Raw genomic sequence first — 25,165 nt, forward strand, 5'->3', positions numbered from 1 at the left:
GCCCGCTGTTGCTGTTCCAGCTGTCTCAGCTGTTGAAGCCCCCGCGCTCCAGCCCGACACAGCTCATCCCGGACCCCCGGACCCTCCCCACGCGGCTTCCCGCCACTGCGGTCACCCGGTCCCTCAGGTCCTGCGACACCCCTGCATCCGCACTGCACGACTTGCACCCTGCCGAGGAACCACCGCACCCATGAACAGCAACAGCGACCTCCAGATCGCCGGCGACCTCCTCGAGGTCCAGCACCTCCTGCGTCCCGCCCGCAAGCACCCCGCCACGGTGGCGGAATTCGTCGGGCTCGCCCGCACCATCGCCGGCGACCGCTCCCAGTGGGCCCCGCTCGTCCGGTACGACACCACCACCCGCTGGTACCACCGTCTCCGCACCGGACCCGGCTACGAGATCTGGCTGCTCAGCTGGGTCCCCGGCCAGGGCAGCGGCCTGCACGACCACGGCCCGTCCTCCGGCGTACTGACCGTCCTGGACGGCGAACTGACCGAGCGTACGGACCGCGGAACACGGACGCTGAACGCCGGCTCGCAGCGCGTCTTCGCCCCCGGCTACATCCACGAGGTGGTCAACGACTCCCTCGAACCGGCCGTCAGCCTGCACGTCTACTACCCGGGCCTGACCGACATGCCGATGCACGCCGCGCAGTGCGCCGCGGCCGTCGCCACCGCCTGACAACCCGCCACCACCCGGACGAGGACCAGGCTCCGCCCGACAGTCCCGCCCGTCACACACCACCACCCCGCCAAGGATCAAGCGCCGCCTGACAGACTGGTTCGCATGCGCATTGTGGTTCTGGCCGGCGGTATCGGTGGTGCTCGTTTTCTGCGTGGCCTCAAGGAGGCCGCGCCCGACGCGGACATCACGGTGATCGGCAACACCGGTGACGACATCCATCTGTTCGGCCTCAAGGTCTGCCCCGACCTCGACACCGTGATGTACACCCTCGGCGGTGGCATCAACGAGGAGCAGGGCTGGGGCCGTACCGACGAGAGCTTCCACGTCAAGGAGGAACTTGCGGCGTACGGCGTCGGCCCCGAGTGGTTCGGGCTCGGTGACCGGGACTTCGCCACCCACATCGTCCGTACGCAGATGCTCGGCGCGGGCTATCCGCTGAGTGCCGTCACCGAGGCGCTCTGTGCGCGCTGGAAGCCGGGGGTCCGGCTGCTGCCGATGTCCGACGACCGGGTCGAGACGCATGTGGCCGTCGACGTCGACGGCGAGAGCAAGGCCATTCACTTCCAGGAGTACTGGGTCAAACTGCGCGCCTCCGTCCCGGCGCAGGCCATCGTGCCCGTCGGCGCCGAACAGGCCAAGCCGGCTCCGGGCGTCCTGGAGGCCATCGCCGAGGCCGACGGCATCCTCTTCCCGCCGTCGAACCCCGTCGTGTCCGTCGGGACCATCCTCGCCGTGCCCGGCATCCGGGAAGCCATCGCCGAGGCCGGGGTGCCGGTCGTCGGCCTCTCCCCCATCGTCGGTGACGCACCGGTGCGCGGGATGGCGGACAAGGTCCTCGCCGCGGTGGGCGTCGAGTCGACGGCCGCTGCGGTCGCCCAGCACTACGGTTCGGGGCTGCTCGACGGCTGGCTCGTCGACACCGTGGACGCGGGCGCCGTGGACGCGGTGGAGTCCGCGGGCATCCGCTGCCGTTCCGTGCCGCTGATGATGACCGACGTCGCCGCCACCGCCGAGATGGCGAGGCAGGCGCTGACCCTCGCCGAAGAGGTACGCGCATGAGCACCGCAGCCCCGGACGCCGCGCCCTCCTTCCGCGTGTGGGCGCTGCCCGGCATGCCCGAGGTGCGGGCCGGGGACGACCTCGCGAAGCTGATCGCCGCCACCGAGCCCGGACTGGCCGACGGTGACGTGCTGCTCGTCACCTCGAAGATCGTCTCCAAGGCGGAGGGCCGAATCGTCGAGGCCACCGACCGGGAGGCGGCGATCGACGCCGAGACGGTTCGGGTGGTGGCGCGGCGCGGCACGCTGCGGATCGTGGAGAACCGGCAGGGCCTGGTGATGGCCGCCGCCGGGGTCGACGCGTCGAACACCCCCGCAGGGACCGTCCTGCTGCTGCCCGAGGCCCCGGACGCCTCGGCGCGGGCGATCAGGGAGGGGCTGCGGGACACGCTCGGCGTCGAGGTCGGCGTCATTGTCACGGACACCTTCGGGCGGCCGTGGCGCAACGGGCTGACCGATGTCGCGATCGGCGCGGCCGGGGTGCGGGTGCTGGACGATCTGCGGGGCGGCAGCGACGCGTACGGCAATCCGCTGAGCGCGACCGTGGTCGCCACCGCCGACGAGCTCGCCTCGGCCGGTGACCTGGTCAAGGGCAAGGCGGACGGGCTGCCGGTCGCGGTCGTGCGAGGGCTCGGCCATGTCCTGGACCCGGCCGATGCCGGCGGGGCCCGCGCGATGGTGCGGGTCGCGGCCGACGACATGTTCCGGCTGGGGACGTCCGAGGCTGTACGGGAGGCGGTGACCCAGCGGCGTACGGTCCGCGAGTTCACCGACGAACCGGTGGACCCGGGGGCGGTGCGGCGTGCCGTGGCCGCGGCGGTGACGGCTCCGGCCCCGCACCACACGACGCCCTGGCGGTTCGTCCTGCTGGAGTCGCCCGGGTCGCGGACCCGGCTGCTGGACGCGATGCGGGACGCGTGGATCGCGGACCTGCGGCGCGACGGCAAGAGCGAGGAGTCGGTCGCGCGACGGGTGAAGCGGGGCGATGTGCTGCGCCGGGCGCCGTACCTGGTGGTGCCGTGTCTGGTGATGGACGGCTCCCACACGTACGGGGACGCGCGGCGCGACGGCGCGGAGCGCGAGATGTTCGTGGTCGCCGCGGGCGCCGGGATCCAGAACTTCCTCGTGGCGCTGGCGGGCGAGCGGCTGGGCTCGGCCTGGGTCTCCTCGACGATGTTCTGCCGGGATGTCGTGCGGGAGGTGCTGGAGCTGCCCGCGTCGTGGGATCCGCTGGGAGCGGTGGCCGTGGGGCGGGCCGCGGTGTCGCCTCCGGCGCGGGTGGGGCGGGGCGCGGAGGGGTTCGTCGCGGTGCGGTGAGGGGGTGGGGGGTGAGGTTTCCCCTTGCCCGCCCCTTCCCGTGACCGGGGGCGCTGCCCCCGGGCCCCTGCGCCTCAAGCGCCGGCGGGGCCGGCTTTCGGGGCTCGGCCCCGGACCCCGCTCCTCAAACGCCGGAGAGGCTGGATTTGAGACGCCCCCGATGATGCCCGGCAGCATGGGGCCGGACTTTCCGGACCGACGTGGCCGTTCACAGACGCGCGATGTTGCCCGGCTGCATGCGGGGCGCGCGGCGGGACGGGGTGTTGTCCGAGAGCATGATCAGGCGGGTGGCCCGGTGGCGTTGGCCCTCGTAGGGGGTGAGGAGGGACAGCATCTCCTCGTCGTCGGCGTTCCGGTTGCCCGCCAGTGCGTGGCCGACGATGCCGGGGAGGTGGAAGTCGCCGACCGTCACCGCGTCCGCCGCACCGTTCGCCCGTTGCAGGGTCTCGGCGGCTGTCCAGGGGCCGATGCCGGGGATCGCCTGAAGGCGGGTCATGGCCTCGGTCAGCTCCATGGCTGCCGCCTCCTCCATGCGGCGGGCCACCCGGACCGTGCGCAGGATCGTCGCCGAGCGCTTGCTGTCCACACCCGCGCGGTGCCACTCCCAGGACGGGATCAGCGACCAGGTGCGGGCGTCCGGCATGACGTAGAGGCCGTACTCCTGCGGGCCGGGCGCCGGCTCCCCGTACGTGCGCACCAGCAGCCGCCAGGCGCGGTACGCCTCGTCCGTGGTGACCTTCTGCTCCAGGACCGACGGGATCAGGGACTCCAGCACCAGGCCGGTGCGCAGCAGCCGCAGACCCGGGCGGCGGTGGTGGGTCACGGCAAGCAGGCGGTGGCGCGGGGTGAACGCCTCGGGTTCGTCCGACGCGCCCAGCAGGGTAGGCAGCTGGTCCAGCAGCCAGGCCGCGCCCGGCCCCCAGGCCGCGGCCTCGATCCGGCCCGCGCGGGCGACGACATGGAGTGTGCCGGGTCCCGCGGGGGTGCGGCTGGCCCGGCGGACCGAGCCGTCGGCGGACATCCGGAACGTGGGGTCGGCGGGGCCGCGTCGCAGCGGGCCGAGGACGAGCCTCAGGTCGAGCGGGCCCGGCGGGGTCCAGGCGCGGGTCAGCGGCGCCGGTACGGGCGTCGCCGCCGCCTGGTGCGGGACGGCCGCGCGCGGGGCGCTGCGGGGAGCGAATCGTCCTGCCACGGGTGAGGTCCTCGGTAGTCGGGGCTGCCTGTCGAGGGTACGGCTGATTCAGGCCACTCGGGGAGTCCATACGGAGGTGGCCGGTCCGGTCATTCGTCCGAGGAGAACCGGACCGACGCGGCGGGCAGGTGCGCCCCGCACCAGATACGGACGCCGTCGCGCAGTTCGTTGTCGGCGCCGACCTTGGCCCCGTCGCCGATGACCGCGCCCGCGAGCACCGTACGGCTGCCGATCCTGGCACCCGCTCCGACCAGGGAGTCCGTGATCACGGCGCCCGGTTCGACGATGGCTCCCGCGAGCACGGTGGAGCCGTCGATCCTGGCGCCCGCGCCGATGACGGCGTCGGCGCCGATGACCGTACCGCCGGAGAGTTTGGCGTCGGGGGCGACGGAGGCGGTGGGCAGAACGAGGCGGTCGCCGCAGCGGCCGGGGACGGCCGGGGAGGGCGCGATGCCGAGGACGAGGTCGGCGGAGCCGCGTATGAACGCCTGCGGGGTGCCGAGATCCAGCCAGTACGTGGAGTCGACCATGCCCTGGAGGTGCGCGCCGTCGGCGAGCAGTCCGGGGAAGGTCTCGCGTTCCACGGAGACCGGGCGGCCCGCCGGGATCGTGTCGATGACCGACCGGCGGAAGATGTACGCCCCCGCGTTGACCTGGTCGGTGACGATCTCCTCGGGCGTCTGCGGCTTCTCCAGGAACGCGGTGACCCGGCCCGTGTCGTCCGTCGGCACGAGGCCGAAGGCGCGTGGGTCGTCGACCCGGGTGAGGTGGAGCGAGACATCCGCTCCGGAGTCGGCGTGCGTGGTGACCAGGGCCCGGATGTCGAGCCCGGTGAGGATGTCGCCGTTGAAGATGAGGACCGGTTCGTCCGGGCCGGAGGTGAGCCGCCGGGCGACGTTGCGGATGGCGCCGCCGGTGCCGAGCGGTTCGCGTTCGGTGACGTACTCGATGTGGAGGCCGAGCGACGAACCGTCACCGAAGTACGGCTCGAAGACCTCCGCCAGGTACGACGTCGCGAGGACGATGTGCTCGACACCGGCGGCCCGGGCACGCGCCAGCTGGTGGGTGAGGAAGGGGACGCCTGCTGCCGGAACCATGGGTTTCGGGGTGTGCACCGTGAGGGGGCGCAGCCTGGTTCCCTTGCCGCCGACCAGGAGAATCGCTTCTTTTGCCTCTGTCACAGCACTGTCTCTGCTTCCTGCTGGGGCCGGGCCGGCGAACAACCGCTTCTTTCGGCTGGCCAGTGTATGCAGACCAAAGGGGGGGTCCTTCGGTCAGCAGCCCGCAGCAGGTCTCCGGCGCGGCCGGCGCCGGTTCACGGCTCCTTGCGCGTCAGCGGCCCTGCAGCTTGGCCGAACTGGTTCGGGCCGTGCCGAGCTTCTTGTAGAGACGCGCTCCGGGGCATTCGGTTGCGAATCCGTCCCGGTGACCGGAGATGACGTTGAGTTTGACCTTCTTGCCCTTCTTGTACTTGTTGCTGCCGCCCGAGGTCAGGGTGACCTTTCCCTTCGGGTTGGCGCCGAACAGGCCGAGCTTCCAGGCGGTGAGCTTGGAGACGGCGTTGACGGCGGCGGCCGGAGGGTTCGACGTGGTGAAGGTCCCGAGCACGGCGATGCCCATGGTGTTGGTGTTGAAGCCAAGCGTGTGGGCGCCCATGACAGCCTTCGTCACGCCTCCGGCACGGCCCTCGTAGATGTTTCCGCACTTGTCGACGGCGAAGTTGTAGCCGATGTCGCGCCAGCCGCTGCTCTTGACGTGGTAGCGGTAGATGCCGCGCAGGACCGAGGGCGCCTGGGAGCACTTGTAGTTGTTGCCGGTGGCGCTGTGGTGGATGAAGGCGGCCTTGACGGTCTTGGTGTACGCGAAGCCGCTCTCGCGGAGCTTCTCGTCGGCGCCCCAGCCCTTGCGGGTGATGATGCGCGGCCGGGGCCCGATGTACGGCTTGGCGACGGGCGCGAGGCCGGCGGCCTCCTCGGTCTCGGCCCTGTTCAGGGCGGGGAGCACGGCGGCGGCGCCGGGCGAAGTGGCGCGGTCCGCGCCCGCCACGCCGGTGTCGGGGCCTTCTTCCAGGGGATCCGTTGCGGGGCTTTCCGCCGGGTCCGTGCCGGGGACCTGCTGCGGGTCCTTGCCGGGGTCGACGAGTTCGAGGTGCAGCCCGGCGGGCAGCGGTACGGGGGCCTCGGCGGCCTCGCCGGGGCCGGGGGTCTCGGGGCGCACCCGCACCTCGACGCCGTCGGAGTCTCCGACCCAGAGCGGGGCGGTGGAGCCGCGGGCGGCGCCCGAGTCGCGTTCGGCGGTGCCGGCGTCGGCGGAGTGCTCGGCGTTGTGCGTCTCCAGGTCCTGCCAGTCGGACCACTGGCCGGTGCCGGTGGCGCGGGTGCGGACCTGGGCGGTGCCGTGGAGTTCGGTGTTGACGTCGTCCCAGACGACACCGACCAGCGAGAACGGCTGGACGTCGCGCTCGGGCAGCCCTTGTTCGGCAGCTGCGGCGGCGGGTGCGCCGGTGGCCCGTACGGAGGGGGAGGCCAGCGGATCCATGGCCAGGGACTGCGTCGAACCGGGCACTCCGGCCGGTTCGGACGCCTCGGCGGGAACGGATCCCGCAGTGGCCGGGTGGGCGGGGGTGTCGGGGGCGGCGCCCGCGGGCGCGGCGAGCGGCAGCACGAGAGCTGCCGCGCAGGTGACACCTATGGAGGATGCAATGAAGGCACGCATACATATGATCCTGGGCATAAGCGGACCACTCCGGCGACCGGGATTTCTCTGGGCAATTGACGACTCGTCTGCCGAACCGGTGCACCCGGCAGCGGCCGCACCCGGCCCCTCCCGGCACCGCCGCGTACCCTTCTGCGAATGAACGCCAGCGACCGCACCCCTGCCGACCTGCTGCGTTCCGCGCTCGCCGCGGACCCGGCCCGCCCCATGGTCACTTTCTACGACGACGCCACCGGAGAGCGCGTCGAACTGTCGGTGGCCACCTTCGCCAATTGGGTGGCCAAGACGGCGAACCTGCTGCAGGGCGACCTCGCCGCGGAGCCCGGCGACCGGCTCGCGCTGCTGCTGCCCGCGCACTGGCAGTCCGCGGTCTGGCTGATGGCCTGTGCCTCGGTCGGCGTGGTCGCCGATGTGCAGGGGGATCCCGCCGCCGCGGACCTCGTCGTCTCCGGGCCGGACAGCCTGGAAGCCGCGCGGGCCTGCCGCGGTGAGCGGATCGCGCTGGCGCTGCGCCCGATGGGCGGCAGGTTCCCGCAGGCGCCCGACGGCTTCGCGGACTACGCCGTCGAGGTGCCGGGCCAGGGCGACCGGTTCGCCCCGTTCGCGCCCGTCGACCCGGATGCGCCGGCGCTGACCGTGGGCGGTGTCGGGTTCACCGGGGCGGAGCTGGTCGCGCGGGCACGCGTGGACGGTGCCGCGCTGGGCCTGGGCGCCGGTTCACGGCTGCTGTCAGGTCGTACGTACGACACCTGGGACGGCCTCAGTGCCGGGCTCTTCGCACCGCTGGCCACCGGGGGTTCCGTGGTGCTGTGCCGGCATCTCGGACAGCTGGGCGAGGACGGGCTGGCCCAGCGCGTCGAGAGCGAGCGGGTCACCCGGACCGTGTGACGGCCGGGCGGACGCGCCGGGCCCGCCAATCCTTCTTCCTGCGCCCCGTCACCTGCGCGGGCGTCCGCCTCGACGCCGCAGTACGACAAGCGGCCCGAGGGGTCACCCGTCCGGCCCAGCCTGGGCCGAGCCCTCCGGCCTGGGCGCCAACTCCGGTACATGATCTGCGGTACAGACCACTCAGGCACAACCAAGCGTGAGGTTCAGCCGTCTACTTCTGCAACCGGCGGCCCAGCGCGCTGCCGAATATGAAGGATGGACGCAGACGTGACCGAAAGCTCCGGCACGCCGGCCGACCCCGACGACTCGGCCGCAGGCGGGAACCGGACGCCCGACGACTCCGCCGCGGACGGGCCGTCCGGCGAGGGCCCCGGCGAGAATCCCGTCCCGGGCAACGGCTCCGAGGGTGCCCCGGGCGGTGAGACGCGCAGCGGGTCGGGCAGCGGCCCGTCGCACGGGCCGCTGCCCGAGGACTCCGGACCGGGTCCGGGCCTCGACATCGTCGTCAAGCGCAAGCGTCACTGGCTGCGTTGGACCGCGCTCGGCGCCTCGTTCGTCGTGCTCGTCGCCGCGGGCGCCGGCTGGTGGCTGTACAAGAAACTGGACGGCAACATCAGGACGGACACCTCCGCGGCCGCCGAACTCAGGGCGTACGAGAAGGAGCGTCCCGCCTCCGTCGTCCACAACGCGCAGAACATCCTGCTCATCGGCTCCGACAGCCGGGCCGGGGACAACCGCAAGTACGGCCGCGACGACGGCGGCAGCCAGCGATCGGACACCACGATCCTGCTGCACCTGGCCGCGAACCGGAAAAGCGCCACGGCGATGTCTCTCCCGCGCGACCTCATGGTGAACATCCCGGAGTGTCACAAGCCGGACAAAACCGTGAGCAGGCCGCAGTTCGCGCAGTTCAACTGGGCCTTCGAGTTCGGCGGAACCGCCTGCACCATCCGCACGGTCGAGAAGATGACCGGCATCCGCATCGACCACCACATGGTCGTCGACTTCAACGGCTTCAAGAACATGGTCGACGCGGTGGACGGGGTCGAGATCTGCCTCAAGGATCCGATCGACGACAGTGCCGCACACCTCGAGCTCCCGGCGGGCCGCCAGAAGCTCAACGGCGAGCAGGCCCTCGGGTACGTACGGGCCCGCAAGTCGATCGGCAACGGCAGCGACACCGAACGCATGGACCGCCAGCAGCAGTTCCTGGGCGCACTGGTGAACAAGGTGCAGAGCAACGGGGTCCTGCTCAACCCCACCCGGCTCTACCCGGTGCTGGACGCGGCCACCAAGGCGCTGACCACCGACCCGGGGCTGGACAGCCTGAAGGACCTCTACGACCTGGTGCGCGGCATGCGCAACGTGCCGACCGACAAGGTGCAGTTCCTGACCGTCCCGCGGCAGCCGTACAGCGCAAACAGGAACCGGGACGAACTGGTGCAGCCCGACGCGGACAAGCTCTTCAAGCAACTGCGTGACGACAAGCCCGTCGCCGTCGTGCCTGCGGACCAGCTGAAGGATGACGACGGGAAGGATGCTGACGCCGCCGACGCCTCCGGCCCGACTCCCACACCCACGTACTCGGGGAACAATGCGGCGACCGACCTGTGCAAGCAGTAAAGCAATGACCAAGCGGACAACAACGTTCGACGTGCAATGGGAAGAATGCCCGGTTGTAAGGGCCGTGGAATATGTCACGCCCGTCGCTCGACAGCGAACGGGACGGATAGTGTGACGCGATCCGGTGCTATCGGCCACCTGGCCGCGCACTTCCGGAGCGAAAGACTGAGCGCCTTATCGGGGAAGGCGCCTCGCGTGGCACCGACGGAGGATTCAGGCGACCGTGGATGCACAAGGCCGTGGGCGGGCGGAAGAAATCGATCCCGCAGACCAATGGGTCCTCAACCCGGACACCGGCGACTACGAACTGCGACTGAACAATTCCGGAGGGGATTCAGGCAGGGCGTCAGGCGTTTCGGCTCCGCGGAGTTCCGGGCGCAGAGGTGCTGCCCGTGAGGGCGACGGCGAGCGTCGCGGTGCGGCGGGCGAGGGTGCGCGCCGCAGCCGTGAGGTGCCGCGGCAGGGTGGCCGCCGTTCGGCCTCCGGATCGCGCGGCCAGGAGGCTTCCGGCTCCGCCGAGAACAGCACGGGCAGGCGCAAGCGCAAGGCCCCGAAGGCCCGCCGCAAGAAGGCGCTGCTCTGGACGGGCGGCGTGATGGCCTTCCTGCTCGTCGGCGTCTCGGTCGGCGGATACATGCTGTACCAGCACTTCAACGGCAACCTGAGCACCGTGGACATCGGCGACCGCGGCAACAAGGACGTCGTCACGGCCAACGCGCCCCTCAACATATTGGTCATCGGTACGGACAAGCGCACCGGCAAGGGCAACGAGGGCTACGGCGACAAGGGCAGCACCGGCCACGCGGACACGAACATCCTGTTCCATGTGTCCAAGGACCGCACCAACGCCACGGCGATGAGCATCCCCCGCGACCTCATGACGAACATCCCGGACTGCAAGACCAAGCAGCCGGACGGCTCGGAGAAGACCATCCCGGGCACCCAGAACGTCCGGTTCAACACCAGCCTCGGCCAGGACGGCCGCGACCCGGGCTGCACGATGGACACCGTCAAGGAGCTCACCGGCCTGACCGTCGACCACTTCATGATGGTCGACTTCAACGCGGTCAAGGAACTGTCCACGGCGGTCGGCGGCGTCAAGATCTGCCTGGCCCACGCGGTCAAGGACGAGAAGTCGCACCTCGACCTGCCGGCGGGCCCGAGCACCGTTCAGGGCGAGCAGGCGCTGGCCTTCGTACGGACCCGGCACGCCTACGCCAACGGGAGCGACCTCGACCGGATCAAGGGCCAGCAGCAGTTCATCGGCTCGATGATCCGGCAGATGAAGTCCGACGACACGCTGACGAGCCCGACGAAGCTGTTCAAGCTGGCGGACTCGGCGACCAAGGCGCTGACGGTCGACTCCGCCATCGGCTCGGTGCCGAAGCTGACCTCGCTCGCCAAGGAACTCACCAAGATCGACACGAAGAACATCACGTTCGTCACGCTGCCGGTGATCGACAACCCGGCGGAGCCCACACCGATCACGGTGGTCGTGGACCCGGTCAAGTCGCCTCAGCTGCTCACGATGATGCAGGAGGACACCTCGCTGACCGAGGTGGCCGCGCAGAAGAAGGCCGCCAAGAGCAAGCAGGACGCGCTCCTCAAGGGAACCAAGGCGGCAGCGGCCGACGTCCGTGTCGACGTCTACAACGGCGGCGAGATCGCCGGTGCTGCCCAGCAGACCGTCACCTGGCTGCAGAACGACAAGGGCGTCCTGAAGTCCACGAACAAGGCCAACGCTCCGGCGAAGGCCGCCAAGACGACACTCGCGTACGCGCCGAACCAGGCCGACCAGGCCCGGGCGCTTGCCGAGATGATGGGGCTTCCCGCCTCGGCGATGAAGCCGGGCACCAAGGACGCCGTGGGATTGCAGGCAATGGTGCTGACGCTGGGGGCCGACTTCAAGGGCGCGGGCACCCCCATCACCGGCCCGGCGAAGATCGACATTCCGAAGGCCAGCGCCGACAAGGCAGAGTGCGCCAAGTGACACCGCGTCACAGCGCGATACCGCGAGTCTGAGCAGCAGGGGGGTCCTGGTGGGACGGAGCAGTACGCCCGGGGAGGGGACGCGACCACGCGTCCGGCAGGCCGGCCAACTCGGCTGGGACGACGGCCTCTACGAGGGCGGGGACGAGGGCAGCGGCAAGGATGCCGCGAAGCCGGACGCCGGTGGGAGCGAGGGCGGCGGTGGCCGTCGCGCCGCGAGCCACGGCGGACGCCGCGGCCGGCCCCGCCGCGCCCCCAAGCGGAAGAAGCACCGCGTTCTGCGCTGGATAGCCTTCTCCCTCGCGTTCCTCATACTCGGCACCGGCGCGGCCGGTTATCTCTGGTACGAGCACCTGAACAGCAACCTCCGCAAGGGGGACCGGAGTGCGGGCAACAGCGGGGCGAAGAAGAAGGCCCCGAACGCCGCGGGCCAGACCCCGCTGAACATCCTGCTGATCGGTTCCGACGACCGGAACAGCAAGGAGAACCTGAAGCTCGGCGGCTCGAAGAAGAGCGTCGGCAATACCCCGCTCGCCGATGTGCAGATGCTGCTCCATGTGTCGGCGGACCGGAAGAACGCCTCGGTCATCAGCATCCCGCGGGACACCCGGGTGGACATCCCGGCCTGCGAGAACCCCGATACCCACCAGAAGTACGCCGCCACCAACGGAATCATCAACGAGTCGCTCCGCGGCGGCCCCGGATGCACGCTGGACACCTGGGAGCAGCTCACCAAGGTCTACATCGACCACTGGATGATGGTCGACTTCGCCGGTGTGGTGGACATGGCGGACGCCGTGGGCGGCGCCTGGGTGTGTGTGAAGCAGAACGTCAACGACGTCTCCAAGCCCGGCGTGCCCGGCGGCTCCCACCTGAGGCTGACGAAGGGCCCGCACAAGATCCAGGGCGAGGTCGCACTGCAGTGGCTGCGCACCCGGCACGCCTTCGAGAGCGACTTCGGCCGGTCCAAGGCCCAGCACATGTATCTGAACTCCGTCATGCGTGAGCTGAAGAATCAGAACGCGTTCACGGACACCGGGCGTCTGATGAACCTCGCCGAGACCGCGACCAAGTCGCTCCAGGTCTCGGAGGAGATCGGTACGGTGAAGAAGCTGTTCGACCTCGGCATGCAGCTCAAGAACGTGCCGATGGACAAGCTGAACATGCTGACGATGCCGCGGATCCCCGACCCGAAGAACCCCGAGGCGCACGTCCTGCCGAAGCCCGGCGCCTCCGAAAAGCTGTGGGCGCTGGTGCGCGACGACCAGTCGCTCGACCCCAAGGACCGCGCCGCGGCAGCGAAGAAGGTGAAGGCCGGCCCGAAGGCCGGCGCTCCCGCCTCGCTCGGGGTGACCGTCATCAACGGCACCGCCGCCGATGGCCAGGCGGCCACCGAGGGCAGGGCCGGGGTCGTCCGGGACATGCTGAAGGCCAAGGGCTTCACCGAGGCGGACACCTCGACCGAGCTCGGATCCGCGCTGACGACCGAGGTGACCTATCCGCACAGCGCCGGTGCCCAGGGCAAGTCGGACGCACTGTCCGTCGCCAAGGCGCTGGGGATGCCGACCAGTGCCGTGACGGAGACACCGGACGGAGCGGGGCTGACGCTCACGGTCGGCTCGGACTGGCGGACCGGCTCCACGTTCCCGAAGACCGTGGACGACGACAGCGACCCGCTGGAGGGCACCGAGTCGGTCAACGGCGCCAAGACGGACGACTGCATGGACGTGTACTGGCCGTACCGCCAGATGTAGCGGCCGCGGGACATGCGAGAGGGGGCGCCCGGTGGACCGGGCGCCCCCTCTCGTACGTCTGTGTGCGGTGGCCGGCCGCTCAGCTCTCGTACGTCTGCGTGCGGTGGGCCGGCCGCTCAGCTCTCGTACGTCTGCATGCGATGGGCCGGCCGCTCAGCCGACCGGCGCGTCCGGCTCACGGACTGCCGGGCGGCGGCTCGCGATGACCCGCTTCGCCAGGGAGCGCGGGCTGGTCAGGAAGCCGTAGCCCCACGACATGTGCATGGTCGCCAGCGCGACCGGGATCTGCGCCCGCGCCTTCAGCGGCAGGCCCTTGCCCGCCGGGAGCGAGCCCGCGACGATGGCCGCGACGTAACCGGCCGGGACGACCAGCGCCCACGGAGTGACGGCGGCGCCCACCACGAGACCGGCCGCGATCGCGACGACGGCGGTCGGCGGGGCGAGGTAGCGCAGGTTGATCGAGCCGGGGTGGTAGCGGGCGACGACGTGGCGCCAGCGGCCGTAGTCCTTGTACTGCTTGGCCAGCGCCCGGACGGAGGGGCGCGGCCGGTACTGCACGCGCAGCTCGGGCGAGAACCAGATCAGGCCGCCGGCCTCGCGGATGCGGAAGTTCAGCTCCCAGTCCTGGGCGCGGATGAACTCGATGTTGTAGCCGTCCGCCCGCTCCAGGGCCTCCCGGCGGAAGACGCCCAGGAACACGGTCTCGGCCGGTCCCGCCTCGCCGCCCGTGTGGAAGGCGGCGTTGCCGACGCCGATCTTCGACGTCATGGCCGCGGCGACGGCGTCCTCCCAGGCGTTCTCGCCCTCCGCGTGCATGATGCCGCCGACGTTCTGCGCGCCCGTCTCCTCCAGGAGCCGGACGGCGGTCGCGATGTAGTTCGGCGACAGCATGCCGTGGCCGTCCACGCGCACGACGACGGGGTGGCGGGAGGCCTTGATCGCGGCGTTGAGCGCGGCGGGGGTGCGGCCGGTCGGGTTCGGCACGGTCTGGACCCGGGGGTCCTCCGCGACCAGTTCGGCGGCGATCTCGTCCGTACGGTCCGTGGACGGGCCGAGCGCGATCACCACCTCCATCTCGCCGGCGTACTCCTGTTCCAGGATGTGCCGGACGGAGTTCCGGAGGTGCCGCTCCTCATTGAGTACCGGCATGATCACGGAGACGGCGGGGTGCTGCGCGGCAGACATGTGGTCCTCGGGGGGTCCTCGGGGGCGCCGGGGGTCTCGCACCCCACCAGGCGGCGGTATTCGGCCGCCACGTTACCGCGAATGGGGGACAGCGGCGCGCGCCGCCTGTGTGCTGCCCGGGATGCAGATCGTATGGGCCTACTGTGCGAATTGTCCCCCTTGCACCGCGGAGGTGTCACCCCGTGCCCACGCCGCACCGCTCCCCCCGTCCGCCGAGGCCTCGTGCCGTTCCCCCACAGCGCAGGCGGCCCAGGAAACGGGACGAGAGACCACGCTGGGGCATGCGGGTGGCGACCACGCTCTCCGTGCTGGTGCTCGGCGCGGGCGGCATCGGCCACGCCGTGGTGACCGACCTGGAGTCCGGGATCGACCGGATCGACCCGTTCAAGGACATGAAGAACCGTCCCGCGGGCGGTAACGGCATGAACCTGCTCCTGGTGGGCACCGACGGCCGCGACAAGATCACCGCGGAGGAGAAGAAGAAGTACCGGCTGGGTGGTGCCCCCTGCCACTGCACCGACACGATCATGCTGGTGCACCTGTCCGCCGACAAGGAGCGCGCCAGCGTCGTCAGCCTGCCGCGTGACAGCTACGCCGAGATCCCCGAGCACCGGGACGCGACGACGGGCAAGAAGCACGCGGCCCATCCGGTGAAGCTGAACGCCGCGTACGCCGAGGGCGGGCCGAATCTGACGGTGCGGACCGTCGAGCACATGACGGGTGTCAAGGTCGACCACTATCTGGAGGTCGACTTCACCAGCTTCATGACGACGGTCGACACCCTGGGCGGGGTGAAGATCTGCACCGCTCGGCCGATGAAGGACGCCTACACCGGTCTCGATCTCGCGGCCGGCACCCATGAGCTGGACGGCGGCCAGGCGCTCCAGTACGTGCGCTCCCGGCACATCGACGGCGCCGCCGACCTGGGCCGGATGCAGCGCCAGCAGAAGTTCATGGCCTCGCTGATCAAGCAGGCGACGAGCAGCGGGGTGCTGCTGAATCCGGTGAAGTTCCGTGAGGTCGCCTCGACGATGCTGAAGTCGGTACGGGCCGACAAGGGCTTCGATACGGAGCAGATGCTGGATCTCGGCCAGGCGATGCGGGGCTTCTCCGCCGCCTCGTCCGAATTCACCTCGGTGCCGATGAGTGACGTCGCCTACCAGGTCAAGGGCATCGGCTCGACGGTCAAGTGGGATCCGAAGAAGTCGAAGCAGCTGTTCCAGGCGCTGCGGGACGACAAGCCGCTGACCGTGGCGCGGCCCAAGCAGGAGCCGGCGAAGACGGTCGACGTCGCGCCGCAGCAGATCCGGGTCCAGGTCTACAACGGGACCTCGAAGGACGGCCTCGGTTCCACGGTCGACGCCGCACTGCACGGCACGGGTTTCAACACCACCCGCGCCCCGCTCACCGCGCCGCAACGCGACCTGGAGCAGACCCTGGTCACATACGACCCGCGCTGGGACCGGTCTGCGAAGACGCTGGCGGCAGCGCTGCCGGGGGCCGATCTGAAGGCCGTGAAGGGGCAGGGCGGCACGATGAAGGTGACGGCGGGGGCGGACTACCGGAAGGTCGAGCGGGTCCGGGCCGAGGAGCCGGATCCGGGCAGGTTCGGCGCGGTGAAGGGCGACGAGGTGGTCTGCCCGTAGGGGCCCCGGGCCTCAGTCCCCGGTCTCGATCCTCGGCCCTCGGCCCTCAGTCCTCGATGCCGTCGGCAGCGCGCTTCTCGCGCAGTTCCTTGATCGCGCGACGCCGGGCCAGGCGGTGGGTGCGACGGATCTGCGCCTCCTGGTAGCGCCGGTTGTCGCGCTCCGTCTCCGGGATCACGGGCGGTACCCGGCGCGGCCTGCCGTCCGCGTCGACCGCGGCGAACACCAGGTACGCGCTGCCGACCTGCGAGGCGGGGGTCGACTCGTTCCACCGCTCGGCCATGACCCGGACCCCGACCTCCATGGAGGAGCGGCCGGTCCAGTTCACCTGGGCCCGGACGTGAACAAGGTCACCGACGCGGACCGGCTCCAGGAAGACCATCTCGTCCATCGAGGCCGTCACAGCGGGGCCGCCGGAGTGCCGGCCGGCCACCGCGCCCGCCGCGTCGTCGACCAGCTTCATGATCACGCCGCCGTGCACCGTACCCAGCAGATTCGTGTCGCTGCCGGTCATGATGTGGCTGAGGGTGGTCCGGGAGGCTGCGGTGGGCTTGCCCGGAATGTCACTTTCCGAGCGCGGGGCCTGATCTGTCATACCGTCCACCTTATGCGGGGGCTCGGAACGCGTCGCAATGCATCAGCTTCGCAACAGCCCTGGTCCGATTTCCCTCACACCCTGTAATAGCAGTGGCTCCGACCTGCACACTGGATGGCATGAACGATTGGCCCGAGGGTTGGACCGACGACAACCGCAGCGGAAACCGCTACGGGCAGGGCAGCGCGAGCGACCGGCCCGAGGGTGCCCGCTCGATGCCGCACGTCCAGCGCCGCCCCGCTCCGCCCCAGCAGCGCCCCGCGCCGCCGAGGCAGCGGCCGGTGCCGCAGCAGCCCGGCGGCTACGGCGACGCCCCTGAGTACGACAGCGGCTACAACACGGGCCAGGTCTACGGCGGCGGCCAGGGCGGCCGCGGCGGTGGCGGTCACGGCGGCGGACCCGGCGACGGCGGATACGTCCAGGGCCGGCCGGGGGCAGCGCCCGACTGGCGTCGCCGGATCAAGATCGGCGCGCTGACCCTCGTGGTCGTGGTGCTCGCCGTCTCCATCGGCACGTATTTCTGGGCGGACTCCAAGCTGAAGCGCGAGGTCGACCTCTCCAAGGTCATCGAGCGGCCGAAGTCGGGGGACGGCACGAACTATCTGATCGTCGGGTCCGACAGCCGCGAAGGCATGACGGCCGAGGACAAGAAGAATCTGCACACCGGTTCCGCCGCGGGCAAGCGGACCGACTCGATGATGATCCTGCACGACGGCTCCAACGGCCCGACGCTGGTCTCCCTGCCCCGTGACTCGAACGTCGAGATCCCGTCCTTCGTCGGCTCCGACTCCGGCAAGAAGTACGAGGGCAAGGGCCGCACGACCAAGCTGAACGCCGCGTACGCCGAGGACGGCCCCGACCTCCTCGTCCGTACGGTCGAGTTCAACACCGGGCTGCACATCGACCACTACGTCGAGATCGGCTTCGGCGGCTTCGCCAAGATCGTGGACGCGATCGGCGGCGTGGAGTTGGACATCCCCAAGGCGTTCAAGGACAAGTACTCCGGCGCCGACTTCCAGGCCGGCAAGCAGACCCTCGACGGGCAGCAGGCCCTCGCCTTCGTCCGGACCCGGCACGCCTTCACCTCCGACCTGGACCGTACGAAGAACCAGCAGAAGTTCCTCGCGGCGCTGGCGAGCCAGACGGCGACACCGTCGACGATCATCAACCCGTTCAAGCTCTACCCGACGATGGGCGCCGGTCTCGACACCCTCGTCGTCGACAAGGACATGTCTCTCTGGGACCTGGGCCAGATGTTCTTCGCGATGAAGGGCGTCACGGGTGGTGACGGCGCGTCGCTGAACATTCCGATCTCCGGCTCCAGCGGCGGCAACCTCCTCTGGGACAAGGCCAAGGTCAAGCAGCTGGTCGAGCAGCTCAACAACGACGAGAAGGTCACGGTCACCGGTAGCTGACCGCGTACAGCGCGCAGTACGGGGCCCGGACGGTCGAACCGTCCGGGCCCTGTGCCGTGCGCCGTACGTCTTGTGCCGCGTGCCGTACGTCCTGTGCCGTGCGCCTACACCCTCCCGTGAGCCAGCACCGCAACGTGCGGCAGCGCCAACAGCCCGTCCTCCGCGGCGAACTCCTTGCACATCACGTCGTACTCCCGCTTCGCGGCGGCCACCCCCTCCGGCCCCCGGCCGTTGAGCAGCTGCCCGGTCGCGGCGACCCCGGACGCGGGCCCGGCCCACCAGTCGTCCGCTTCGGCCCGGTGGTCCCAGGACAGCGATTCGCTCCGTACGTCCCCGAGACCGGCCGCCGTCAGCAGGGCGCCCAGCCCGTCCGGGGTGCGCGGGAAGTTGTGTTCCTCGTCGACCGTGGCCAGCCAGTCGGGCCGGGTCAGTCCGGCGGCCTCGGCGGCGCGGCCGATCAACGCCTGGCCCGGGGCGTTCGGCACCTGCCAGATGGTGACGGCGATCCGGCCGCCGGGGCGGGTGATCCGGCGCAGTTCCACGAGGGAGTCCAGTGGCCGGCCGACGTGGTTGAGCACGAAGTTCGCCACGACGGCGTCGAACTCGCCGTCGGGGTAGGGCAGCTGGGGCAACGAGCCGGTACGTACCTCGACTCCGGGCGCCGCCTGCCGGGTTGCGGCGACCATGCCCGGTTCGGCGTCCACGGCCCGTACGACCGCGCCCCGTCCGACGGCCGCCACCGTCACGCTGCCGCTGCCGCACCCCACGTCGAGCAGCCGCGTCCCGGCGCCGGTGGACACGACGTCCAGCAGGACGGGGACCGTATGGGCGCAGAGGTGGGCGAAGGTGCGGGCGTAGCTCTCGGCCCGCCCGTCCCAGATCCGCCGCTCACTCACGTCGAACGCGGTCATGAGCCACCTCCGGTCGGGCTCTGCGGTTCCGCTTCGTTCAGGTCCTCGTGGAGCGCGCCCAGGGTCCGCCCCGTGGGCTCGCCCTCAGGTGACAGCTCGGCCAGACGCCAGCCGGGCAACTGCGCCTCCGTCCCGGGCGGTACATCGCCGCGCGCCGGGTCGTCCATCCCCTGCAGCAGAGCGAACGTCGTCTCCCTCGCGATCTCCCGGGCTATCTCGCCCAGTTCCACGGGGGTCAGCCCGAGCCGCACCGCCCGCTCGACGGCCCCGCCCGCCAGACCTTCCCTCCGGTAGGCCTCGACCCAGTGCGGCGCCGCCGAGCTCCACGCGTCGATGTCCTGCCAGGCCATGCGCAGGAACCTGAACCGGGCCAGCTGAGGAATGTCGTCCTCGGCCTCCGAGTCGGCCCAGCCCGTGGCGTCGTCGGCCCCCAGCGCTTCGAACAGGCCGGTGAGCTTGTCGATGTCCGTCATGGAAAGGGAAGTTACGCCACCGGGCTTCCCGTCACGCGGGACCGGCCGCGCCGACACGGTCGCGGCCGGGGCGATGCGTACCTCTCCGTCCGGATCGGACGTCGTTCATGCCGTCCGCCACTTCGTTCAGCCGAACATCGAGACGGCGATCAGCCCGACAACGACGGCGGCACACACCAGGACGGCCGTTCCCTGCCTGCGCCTGCTCTTCCGGCGTCCCGGCCGTGACCGGGCCGTCATCGGTGAGGGTGTCGCCGTCTCCGGCGCCCGCGCACCGGCCGTTTCGGCCAGCAGGCCGCGGCAGCAGGCCGCGAGACGGGCGATGTCGCCGTCGAGGGGGACGGTGGTCTCGGCACGGGCCGGGGCGGTGGTTCCGCCGTCCAGGATTCGGCCGGCCCGGATGCGCACCCGTCCGGACCCGTGGGAGGCGAGACTGATCCACCGGCCGGCGTCCTCGCCTCGGATCACTACGGTGCCGCCGCGTTCGCGGTAGACGGTGTGCCGCCGCCAGAGCAGCTTCGCCAGCGGTTCGGGGAGGTCGGACACCGTCGCCGCCTGGCGCCTGTCGTCGCTCAACGGCATGAGGCCGCCCGTCGGCCCAGGGCACGGGGACGGGTGTGTCGCGCCTGCCTTCCGCGAGCCTCCACGGCCACGGCGGTGCGTCTGTGGTTCGACCGGGGTCTGTGCCCCGGTATGTGCGTGGTCAACTCGCCGGTCCTTTCGGTCCACGCCGGTCGGCGTGATCACCGCTGGATTGTAGGCGTGCAGCAACCATGCATGCCTGCCCGGGAATTGGCCGGCCGTGAGTCCTCCGTCACGGTTGCCCGGAGATTCGGACGAACCAGGGCGACCTGACCCGGCCGAAGATCCGTCCCGGCCCTACGGCCGCCAGCCCGTCGCCCGCGCCCAGGGCTCCGCCACGGCAACCACCAGGTCCACGACCGGGTCCTTGACGTCCGCGTACGTCCCCGTGTCCGGGACCGATGCGGCGAGCGTCCGCTTGAACGCGGCGTAGGCGGGCACGGCCTCCGGGTGGCTCCGGAACCAGTCGCGGAAGAGCAGCGCGAGGCGCTCGTTGGGCGAACCGGCCACCCGTACATGCAGGTTGACGTCCTCGGCCGCCGCACCCGAACCACCACGACGCACCCACAGCCGCTTGCCCCAGCGCGCCGGATCGTCGTCCAGGCCCGCGGGCGCATGGTCACGCTCGTACGGGGAGCGCCCGAACCCTAGCCGGGCCAAGGGGAGTTCGAAGGCCAGTGCCGCCGCCCCGAGATCCTCGACGCTCGCCTGGAGATCGAAGACGGGCTTGGCCGACATGCCGGGAATGGCCGTGGAGCCGATGTGCTCGACACGTAGAGCCAGGGGGCCCATCTCCGCCCGCAGCCGATCGGCCAGCGCCTGACCGCGGCGCCCCCAAGCAGGGTCGGCGGGGAGGACTACGGGGCGGTCGGAACTGGAGTCGTGGATCATCCGGCCGATTCTAGGAGCCGTCGGACAGCGCTGGACGACGCGGCGGGGCGGAGCTCGTCGGTCGGTCATCGCAGCGGCTTTCCCGCCGGCGCCGACCGCCTCGTCCACCGTGTCCAGAAACACCGTCCGCGGAATCCGCCGCCCGCCCTCCACGGGCAGCCGAGCCGAGTGATGCGCCTCCCTCACGGAGCGCTTCCCGGAGAGCGAAGCCCGCGTCGCCGCCGCCCTGCGCGAGCTGGAAGCCACCGGCTACCTCCACCGCAACCGCGTACGACTCCCCGACGGCCGCGTCGTCACCCGCACGGTCTCGTGCAACCGGCCGGACAGCGAGGCACCGCAGGTCACCACGCCACAGCAGCGGACGCCACAACGGCAGACCGAGCCCCCACCCTCACCCACGTACCGGCACCCCACACGCCCAGGACGTCGCCCCCGGCATCGCCGCCTGGCTCGAACGCGACACGCACCCCGACACGGAGGGGCGGCGCTCAGGGGCGTACTGCCGCTTTGTGCACAGGAGCGGGCCCGCATGAGCAGCCGGGACGGGTGCCACAGAACCCCGCCTCGTACGCGCGCCGAGGGATCACGATCTGGGCGGCACATGTCCGGACGTCACCGGGCCGCGTCAGCTCCTCCTCAATCGTGAAGGTGGGTTCCGATCGCCAGAAAGGCCTGGACAAGGGGGACTTGGGGAACCGCCGGGGAGACGACCTGGGAGGCGTAGTGGACGATCACCAGGTCGAGGGCGGGTGAGACGAAGAGGCGCTGGCCGTGGATGCCGCTGGCCATGAAGGAGCCGTAGGGGTCGTTCGGGATCCACCACAAGTCGTGGTACGAGAGCGTGGCGGGCGCGTCGGGCGGCGCCGCGGGGAAGCGGACGCGCCGGGGATAGCCGTCCGGGACTCCGGAGACGATCGTGGAGGCGACGGCCTCGGGAATGATCTGGCGGCCGGCGAGGGCGCCGCCGCAGCGGATCATCTCGCCGAGCCTGGCCAGATCGCGGGCTGTGGCGCTGAACCCGCCGCAGGCGGCTTCGGTTCCGTCCGCGTCGAGAAGGTAGTAGGCGTCCTCCTCGGCTCCGGTCCGGGACCAGATCATCTCGGACAGGAGTGCCGAGGTGGTGGCGCCGGTGATGCGGCGCAGGACCTCGGCGAGGGCTTCGACGTTGCCGTTCTCGTACCGGAACTCGCCGCCCGGTTCGCCGGTCGGGCGGGCGGTGGCGAGGTGTTCACGGATGGTGGACGGCCCGGTGTAGGCGTAGGGCCGCAGCTGGGGGGCGAGGACCGCGAAGTAGCGCTGGGCCTCCAGGGCCTTGTCGTAGGGGCGGCCCGCGTAGCTCATCCGGGTGCCCATATGGAGCAGGTGGTCGACCTCCGCTTCGCCGAACGCGGTGCCGGCCAGTTCGGGGACGTACTTCGACACCTGGGCGGTTCGGTCGAGTTGGCCTTCGTGGGCGAGGACCGCGGCGATGAGGCCGAGGTAGGACTTGGCGGCGGAGGCGTTGAAGTGCGGGACGTGGGGCTCGTACCCGTGCAGGTACTGCTCGTGGACGAGCGATCCCCGGTGCAGTACGAGAAGGGCGTCGGTCTCGGCCTGGGCAAGCAGCTCGGTGAGGGTGCGCGCCCGTCCGTGCGGTCCGGGGAAGGTGAGGCCGTCCAGGGCGCCGGGCGGTGCGGTAGGCAGAGCCGAAGCCGGTCCGGATCCGCGCCAGACACTGCGGCTCGGTACGAGCTCGCGGCCCGATGTCGTGTGCCGACGGGCCCAGGCCGGATCGGTGTATCCCCGTGCCCAGACGAGGTCGGCCAGTGTGGGCATGCCTGTCATGCGTCCGCTCCGCTCGGTCGATCGTGCACTGCTCGGCTCGTTACCGTACATGTTGTTCGGTAACTCGCCCCAGTGGGCCGAGGGGGGCGGCGGTCACGGCACCGGGCGCCGGTTGCGGTTCAGGGGGTGAGGTCGAGGGCCCCGGGGGCGTCCGACGGGGCCAGACCGGTGGCCCAGACACGACCGTAGACGGACAGGTCGCGCAGGTGGGCGGTGACGTCGGTGGCGGTGTACCCGGTGTCGTTCTCGACCCACCAGGTCAGCACGCCGATGAGCTCGCCCGTCCAGGCCCGGGCGACGATGTCGAGGGGGATCCTCGGCGTGACGCCGAGCTGTTCGGCCCGCAGGCGGAACGCGGCTTCGGCCTGCGCACGGATGAGGTCGGTGAATTCGCGCAGGGCCCGCCCGTCGCCCTCGCCCCGGAGGATGACGCGGTAGACCGGCTTCTCCTGCTCGGCGTGTTCGAAGATGTACTTCACCGGCAGGCCGGTGAAGCCCTCGGCGCGCGCCTGGCGAATGGCCGGCAGGAGGCGTTCGCGGTCGTCGGCGAGGTCTCGGACGATGCCGATCAGCAGGTCTTCCTTGTCGCGGTAGTGCGCGTAGAACGTGGCGCGTCCGACGTCGGCGCGCTCGGTGATCCGCTCGACCGTGACCGCCTGGAATCCGTCTTCCAGAACCAGTTCCACCAGGGCCTGGCGCAGCGCGGCCCGCGTTCTGCGGACTCGGCGGTCTCCCGCGGGCTTGATATCCACTTTGCTTCCTTCTCCTCCGGACCGTTGACCTGACCTTAGCGCTGCCCTTACGTTACCGAACATCAAGATTGCTACGAGACATACTGTTCGGAAACTCTGGAGATGCGATGAACCTCGGGCGGTACGTACGCCGGACAGCCGGCCACCAACCCGATGCCGAAGCTGTGGTCTGCGGCCCCGTTCGGCTGACGTATGCGGAACTCGACGACCACAGCGACCGCCTCGCCACCGCGCTGCGCGGGCTCGGGCTCAGCCCCGGTGACCGCGTCGCCACGCTCGCCGCCAACCGGGCCGAACTCGTCGTCACCGAGGTCGCCCTGTACAAGGCGGGGCTGACACGCGCGCCGATCAACGCCAGGCTCGGCACCGCGGAGGTCGCCCATCTGCTCGCGGAGTCGGACGCCCGGGTGCTGCTCACCGACGCCGCCCACCTCGAATGCGCCCGTGCCGCGGTTCCCGGCACGGCGGTGAAGACGGTTCTGGGCTACGACGGACCGAGCGACCTGGGCCCCGGCTACACCGAGACCCTCGCCGCCACCGCCGCCGAACCCGTGGAGGTGGACTGCGCCGAGAGCGACGCCGCCGTACTGCACTTCACGTCCGGCTCCACCGGCAAGCTCAAGGCGGCCGTGCAGACGTACGGCAACCGGCTGGCGCTGCTGCGCAAGTCGGTGATGGGCGACGGGACCCGGGTCGGTCCCGGCGACCGGCAGATCCTGGCCGGGCCGGTCACCCACGCCTCCGGCATGCCGCTGATGGGCATCTTCTTCGCCGGGGGCTGTGCGATCGTGCTGCCGCACTGGGATGCCGAGGGTTTCCTCGCCACCATCCAGGGCGAGCGCGCCACGCACGCCTTCGTCGTACCCACGATGATCAACACCGTCCTCGCGCTGCCGAACACCCGCGACTACGACGTCTCCAGCCTGCGCCAACTCATCTACGGCGCCGCCCCCATGTCCCCGGCCCGGATACGCCAGGCCTGGGACCTTTTCGGGCCCGTTCTCTCCCAGGGGTTCGGATGCGGCGAGACCACCTCCGGCGTGCTGTTCCTCACCACCGAGGACCACCGGCGGGCGATCGACGGCGAGGACGAGGAACTGCTGCTGTCCTGCGGGCGGCCACTCGCCGAGGCGGAGGTGCTGATCGTCGGCGACGACGGCACCCCCGTCGCCGACGGGGAGATCGGTGAGATCGCCGTCCGCGGGCCCGACGTCGTCCCCGGCTACCACAACGAACCGGGCCTCACCGCGGAGACCTTCCGCGACGGCTGGTTCCACACCGGGGACCTGGCCCGCCGCAGGTCGGACGGGTACGTCTTCATCGTCGACCGCAAGAAGGACATGATCATCTCCGGCGGGTTCAACATCTACGCCGTCGAGGTCGAATCCGTACTGCACCAGCACCCCGACGTGTACGAGGCCGCCGTCGTCGGAATCCCGGACGAGCAATGGGGCGAAGCCGTCCAGGCCGTCGTCGTACCCCGCGACGGCGCCGTCCTCGACGCGGCCGAACTGATCGCCTTCTGCGCCGAACGCCTCGCCCGGATGAAGAAGCCCCGTTCCGTCGACCTCGTCGCCGCACTGCCTCACAACCCCAACGGAAAGATCGACCGCCGCGCGATCCGCGAGCGGTACTGGGCGGGCACCGAGCGCCGCGTCCACTGACCCACG

Annotated in this window: 21 protein-coding genes; 10 read left to right on the forward strand and 11 right to left on the reverse strand. The window is 70.9% G+C overall.

Annotation, left to right across the window (positions count from 1 at the left end; translation table 11 throughout):
- The first annotated feature begins 190 nt into the window (after window positions 1-190).
- The 3 genes from ACIOEW_RS37460 (at window position 191) to ACIOEW_RS37470 (ending at window position 3,060) form a co-directional block, all read left to right on the forward strand.
- Window positions 191-682, forward strand: coding sequence for a cysteine dioxygenase (locus ACIOEW_RS37460; RefSeq protein ID WP_401969714.1), 492 nt, complete (start codon window positions 191-193; stop codon window positions 680-682).
- Between the two features lie 105 nt (window positions 683-787).
- Window positions 788-1,744, forward strand: a complete 957-nt coding sequence (gene cofD, locus ACIOEW_RS37465) for a 2-phospho-L-lactate transferase (protein WP_401969716.1) — start codon at window positions 788-790, stop codon at window positions 1,742-1,744.
- The gene (locus ACIOEW_RS37470; RefSeq protein WP_401969718.1) at window positions 1,741-3,060 is read left to right on the forward strand and encodes a coenzyme F420-0:L-glutamate ligase; all 1,320 of its coding nucleotides are present in this window, start codon (window positions 1,741-1,743) and stop codon (window positions 3,058-3,060) included. Before cofD ends, ACIOEW_RS37470 begins: the two co-directional genes overlap by 4 nt.
- Before the next feature lie 208 nt (window positions 3,061-3,268).
- Here ACIOEW_RS37470 and ACIOEW_RS37475 read toward each other — a convergent pair whose 3' ends face one another.
- The 3 genes from ACIOEW_RS37475 to ACIOEW_RS37485 all read right to left on the reverse strand — a co-directional run bounded on the left by ACIOEW_RS37475 (window position 3,269) and on the right by ACIOEW_RS37485 (window position 6,967).
- The gene (locus ACIOEW_RS37475) at window positions 3,269-4,252 is read right to left on the reverse strand and encodes a DNA-3-methyladenine glycosylase 2 family protein (protein ID WP_362553249.1); all 984 of its coding nucleotides are present in this window, start codon (window positions 4,250-4,252) and stop codon (window positions 3,269-3,271) included.
- 89 nt (window positions 4,253-4,341) lie between these two features.
- Entirely contained in the window at window positions 4,342-5,433 is a 1,092-nt protein-coding gene (locus ACIOEW_RS37480; protein ID WP_362553252.1) for an NDP-sugar synthase, read from the reverse strand.
- Between the two features lie 151 nt (window positions 5,434-5,584).
- Window positions 5,585-6,967 carry an N-acetylmuramoyl-L-alanine amidase gene (locus ACIOEW_RS37485; RefSeq protein WP_401969721.1) on the reverse strand — a complete coding sequence of 461 codons (1,383 nt, stop codon included), beginning with the start codon at window positions 6,965-6,967 and terminating at the stop codon, window positions 5,585-5,587.
- A 138-nt stretch (window positions 6,968-7,105) separates the two neighbouring features.
- On the opposite strand from ACIOEW_RS37485, the gene ACIOEW_RS37490 reads away from it, so the two are divergent.
- The 4 genes from ACIOEW_RS37490 to ACIOEW_RS37505 all read left to right on the forward strand — a co-directional run bounded on the left by ACIOEW_RS37490 (window position 7,106) and on the right by ACIOEW_RS37505 (window position 13,221).
- Window positions 7,106-7,855 carry a TIGR03089 family protein gene (locus ACIOEW_RS37490; RefSeq protein WP_401969723.1) on the forward strand — a complete coding sequence of 250 codons (750 nt, stop codon included), beginning with the start codon at window positions 7,106-7,108 and terminating at the stop codon, window positions 7,853-7,855.
- Window positions 7,856-8,122: 267 nt separating this feature from the next.
- Window positions 8,123-9,478, forward strand: coding sequence for an LCP family protein (locus ACIOEW_RS37495; protein ID WP_401969725.1), 1,356 nt, complete (start codon window positions 8,123-8,125; stop codon window positions 9,476-9,478).
- A 223-nt stretch (window positions 9,479-9,701) separates the two neighbouring features.
- The gene (locus ACIOEW_RS37500; protein ID WP_401969726.1) at window positions 9,702-11,468 is read left to right on the forward strand and encodes an LCP family protein; all 1,767 of its coding nucleotides are present in this window, start codon (window positions 9,702-9,704) and stop codon (window positions 11,466-11,468) included.
- 49 nt (window positions 11,469-11,517) lie between these two features.
- Window positions 11,518-13,221, forward strand: coding sequence for an LCP family protein (locus tag ACIOEW_RS37505; RefSeq protein WP_401969728.1), 1,704 nt, complete (start codon window positions 11,518-11,520; stop codon window positions 13,219-13,221).
- 153 nt (window positions 13,222-13,374) lie between these two features.
- On the opposite strand, the gene ACIOEW_RS37510 is transcribed toward ACIOEW_RS37505, so the two are convergent.
- Window positions 13,375-14,406, reverse strand: a complete 1,032-nt coding sequence (locus ACIOEW_RS37510) for a glycosyltransferase family 2 protein (protein WP_362553270.1) — start codon at window positions 14,404-14,406, stop codon at window positions 13,375-13,377.
- 281 nt (window positions 14,407-14,687) lie between these two features.
- Between ACIOEW_RS37510 and ACIOEW_RS37515 the strand changes: the two genes are divergently transcribed.
- Window positions 14,688-16,052 carry an LCP family protein gene (locus ACIOEW_RS37515; protein ID WP_401969730.1) on the forward strand — a complete coding sequence of 455 codons (1,365 nt, stop codon included), beginning with the start codon at window positions 14,688-14,690 and terminating at the stop codon, window positions 16,050-16,052.
- Window positions 16,053-16,098: 46 nt separating this feature from the next.
- Here the strand turns inward: ACIOEW_RS37515 and ACIOEW_RS37520 are convergent, their stop codons facing one another.
- Window positions 16,099-16,647, reverse strand: coding sequence for an acyl-CoA thioesterase (locus tag ACIOEW_RS37520; RefSeq protein ID WP_362553275.1), 549 nt, complete (start codon window positions 16,645-16,647; stop codon window positions 16,099-16,101).
- 119 nt (window positions 16,648-16,766) lie between these two features.
- On the opposite strand from ACIOEW_RS37520, the gene ACIOEW_RS37525 reads away from it, so the two are divergent.
- Window positions 16,767-18,062 (forward strand): LCP family protein, encoded by a 1,296-nt coding sequence (locus ACIOEW_RS37525; protein WP_401969732.1) that lies wholly within the window; start codon window positions 16,767-16,769, stop codon window positions 18,060-18,062.
- 104 nt (window positions 18,063-18,166) lie between these two features.
- Here the strand turns inward: ACIOEW_RS37525 and ACIOEW_RS37530 are convergent, their stop codons facing one another.
- From ACIOEW_RS37530 to ACIOEW_RS37555, 6 genes are all read right to left on the reverse strand, one after another.
- Window positions 18,167-18,973, reverse strand: a complete 807-nt coding sequence (locus ACIOEW_RS37530) for a class I SAM-dependent methyltransferase (protein WP_401969733.1) — start codon at window positions 18,971-18,973, stop codon at window positions 18,167-18,169.
- Window positions 18,970-19,446: a hypothetical protein gene (locus ACIOEW_RS37535; RefSeq protein WP_401969736.1), complete on the reverse strand. Its 477-nt coding sequence runs from the start codon at window positions 19,444-19,446 to the stop codon at window positions 18,970-18,972. The genes ACIOEW_RS37530 and ACIOEW_RS37535 overlap by 4 nt, the downstream gene beginning before the upstream one ends.
- A gap of 126 nt (window positions 19,447-19,572) precedes the next feature.
- A complete protein-coding gene (locus ACIOEW_RS37540; protein ID WP_362553285.1) occupies window positions 19,573-20,022 on the reverse strand; it encodes a hypothetical protein in 450 nt (149 codons plus the stop codon).
- A gap of 303 nt (window positions 20,023-20,325) precedes the next feature.
- Complete coding sequence (locus ACIOEW_RS37545) at window positions 20,326-20,919, reverse strand: GrpB family protein (RefSeq protein WP_401969738.1); 594 nt, start codon at window positions 20,917-20,919, stop codon at window positions 20,326-20,328.
- A gap of 636 nt (window positions 20,920-21,555) precedes the next feature.
- Entirely contained in the window at window positions 21,556-22,743 is a 1,188-nt protein-coding gene (locus ACIOEW_RS37550; RefSeq protein ID WP_401969741.1) for a serine hydrolase domain-containing protein, read from the reverse strand.
- Between the two features lie 119 nt (window positions 22,744-22,862).
- Window positions 22,863-23,495, reverse strand: a complete 633-nt coding sequence (locus ACIOEW_RS37555) for a TetR/AcrR family transcriptional regulator (protein WP_362553296.1) — start codon at window positions 23,493-23,495, stop codon at window positions 22,863-22,865.
- A 107-nt stretch (window positions 23,496-23,602) separates the two neighbouring features.
- On the opposite strand from ACIOEW_RS37555, the gene ACIOEW_RS37560 reads away from it, so the two are divergent.
- Window positions 23,603-25,159: a long-chain fatty acid--CoA ligase gene (locus ACIOEW_RS37560; RefSeq protein ID WP_401969744.1), complete on the forward strand. Its 1,557-nt coding sequence runs from the start codon at window positions 23,603-23,605 to the stop codon at window positions 25,157-25,159.
- Window positions 25,160-25,165 lie beyond the last annotated feature (6 nt).

The sequence above is a fragment of the Streptomyces sp. NPDC087901 genome, assembly GCF_044742205.1.
Classification (GTDB): domain Bacteria; phylum Actinomycetota; class Actinomycetes; order Streptomycetales; family Streptomycetaceae; genus Streptomyces.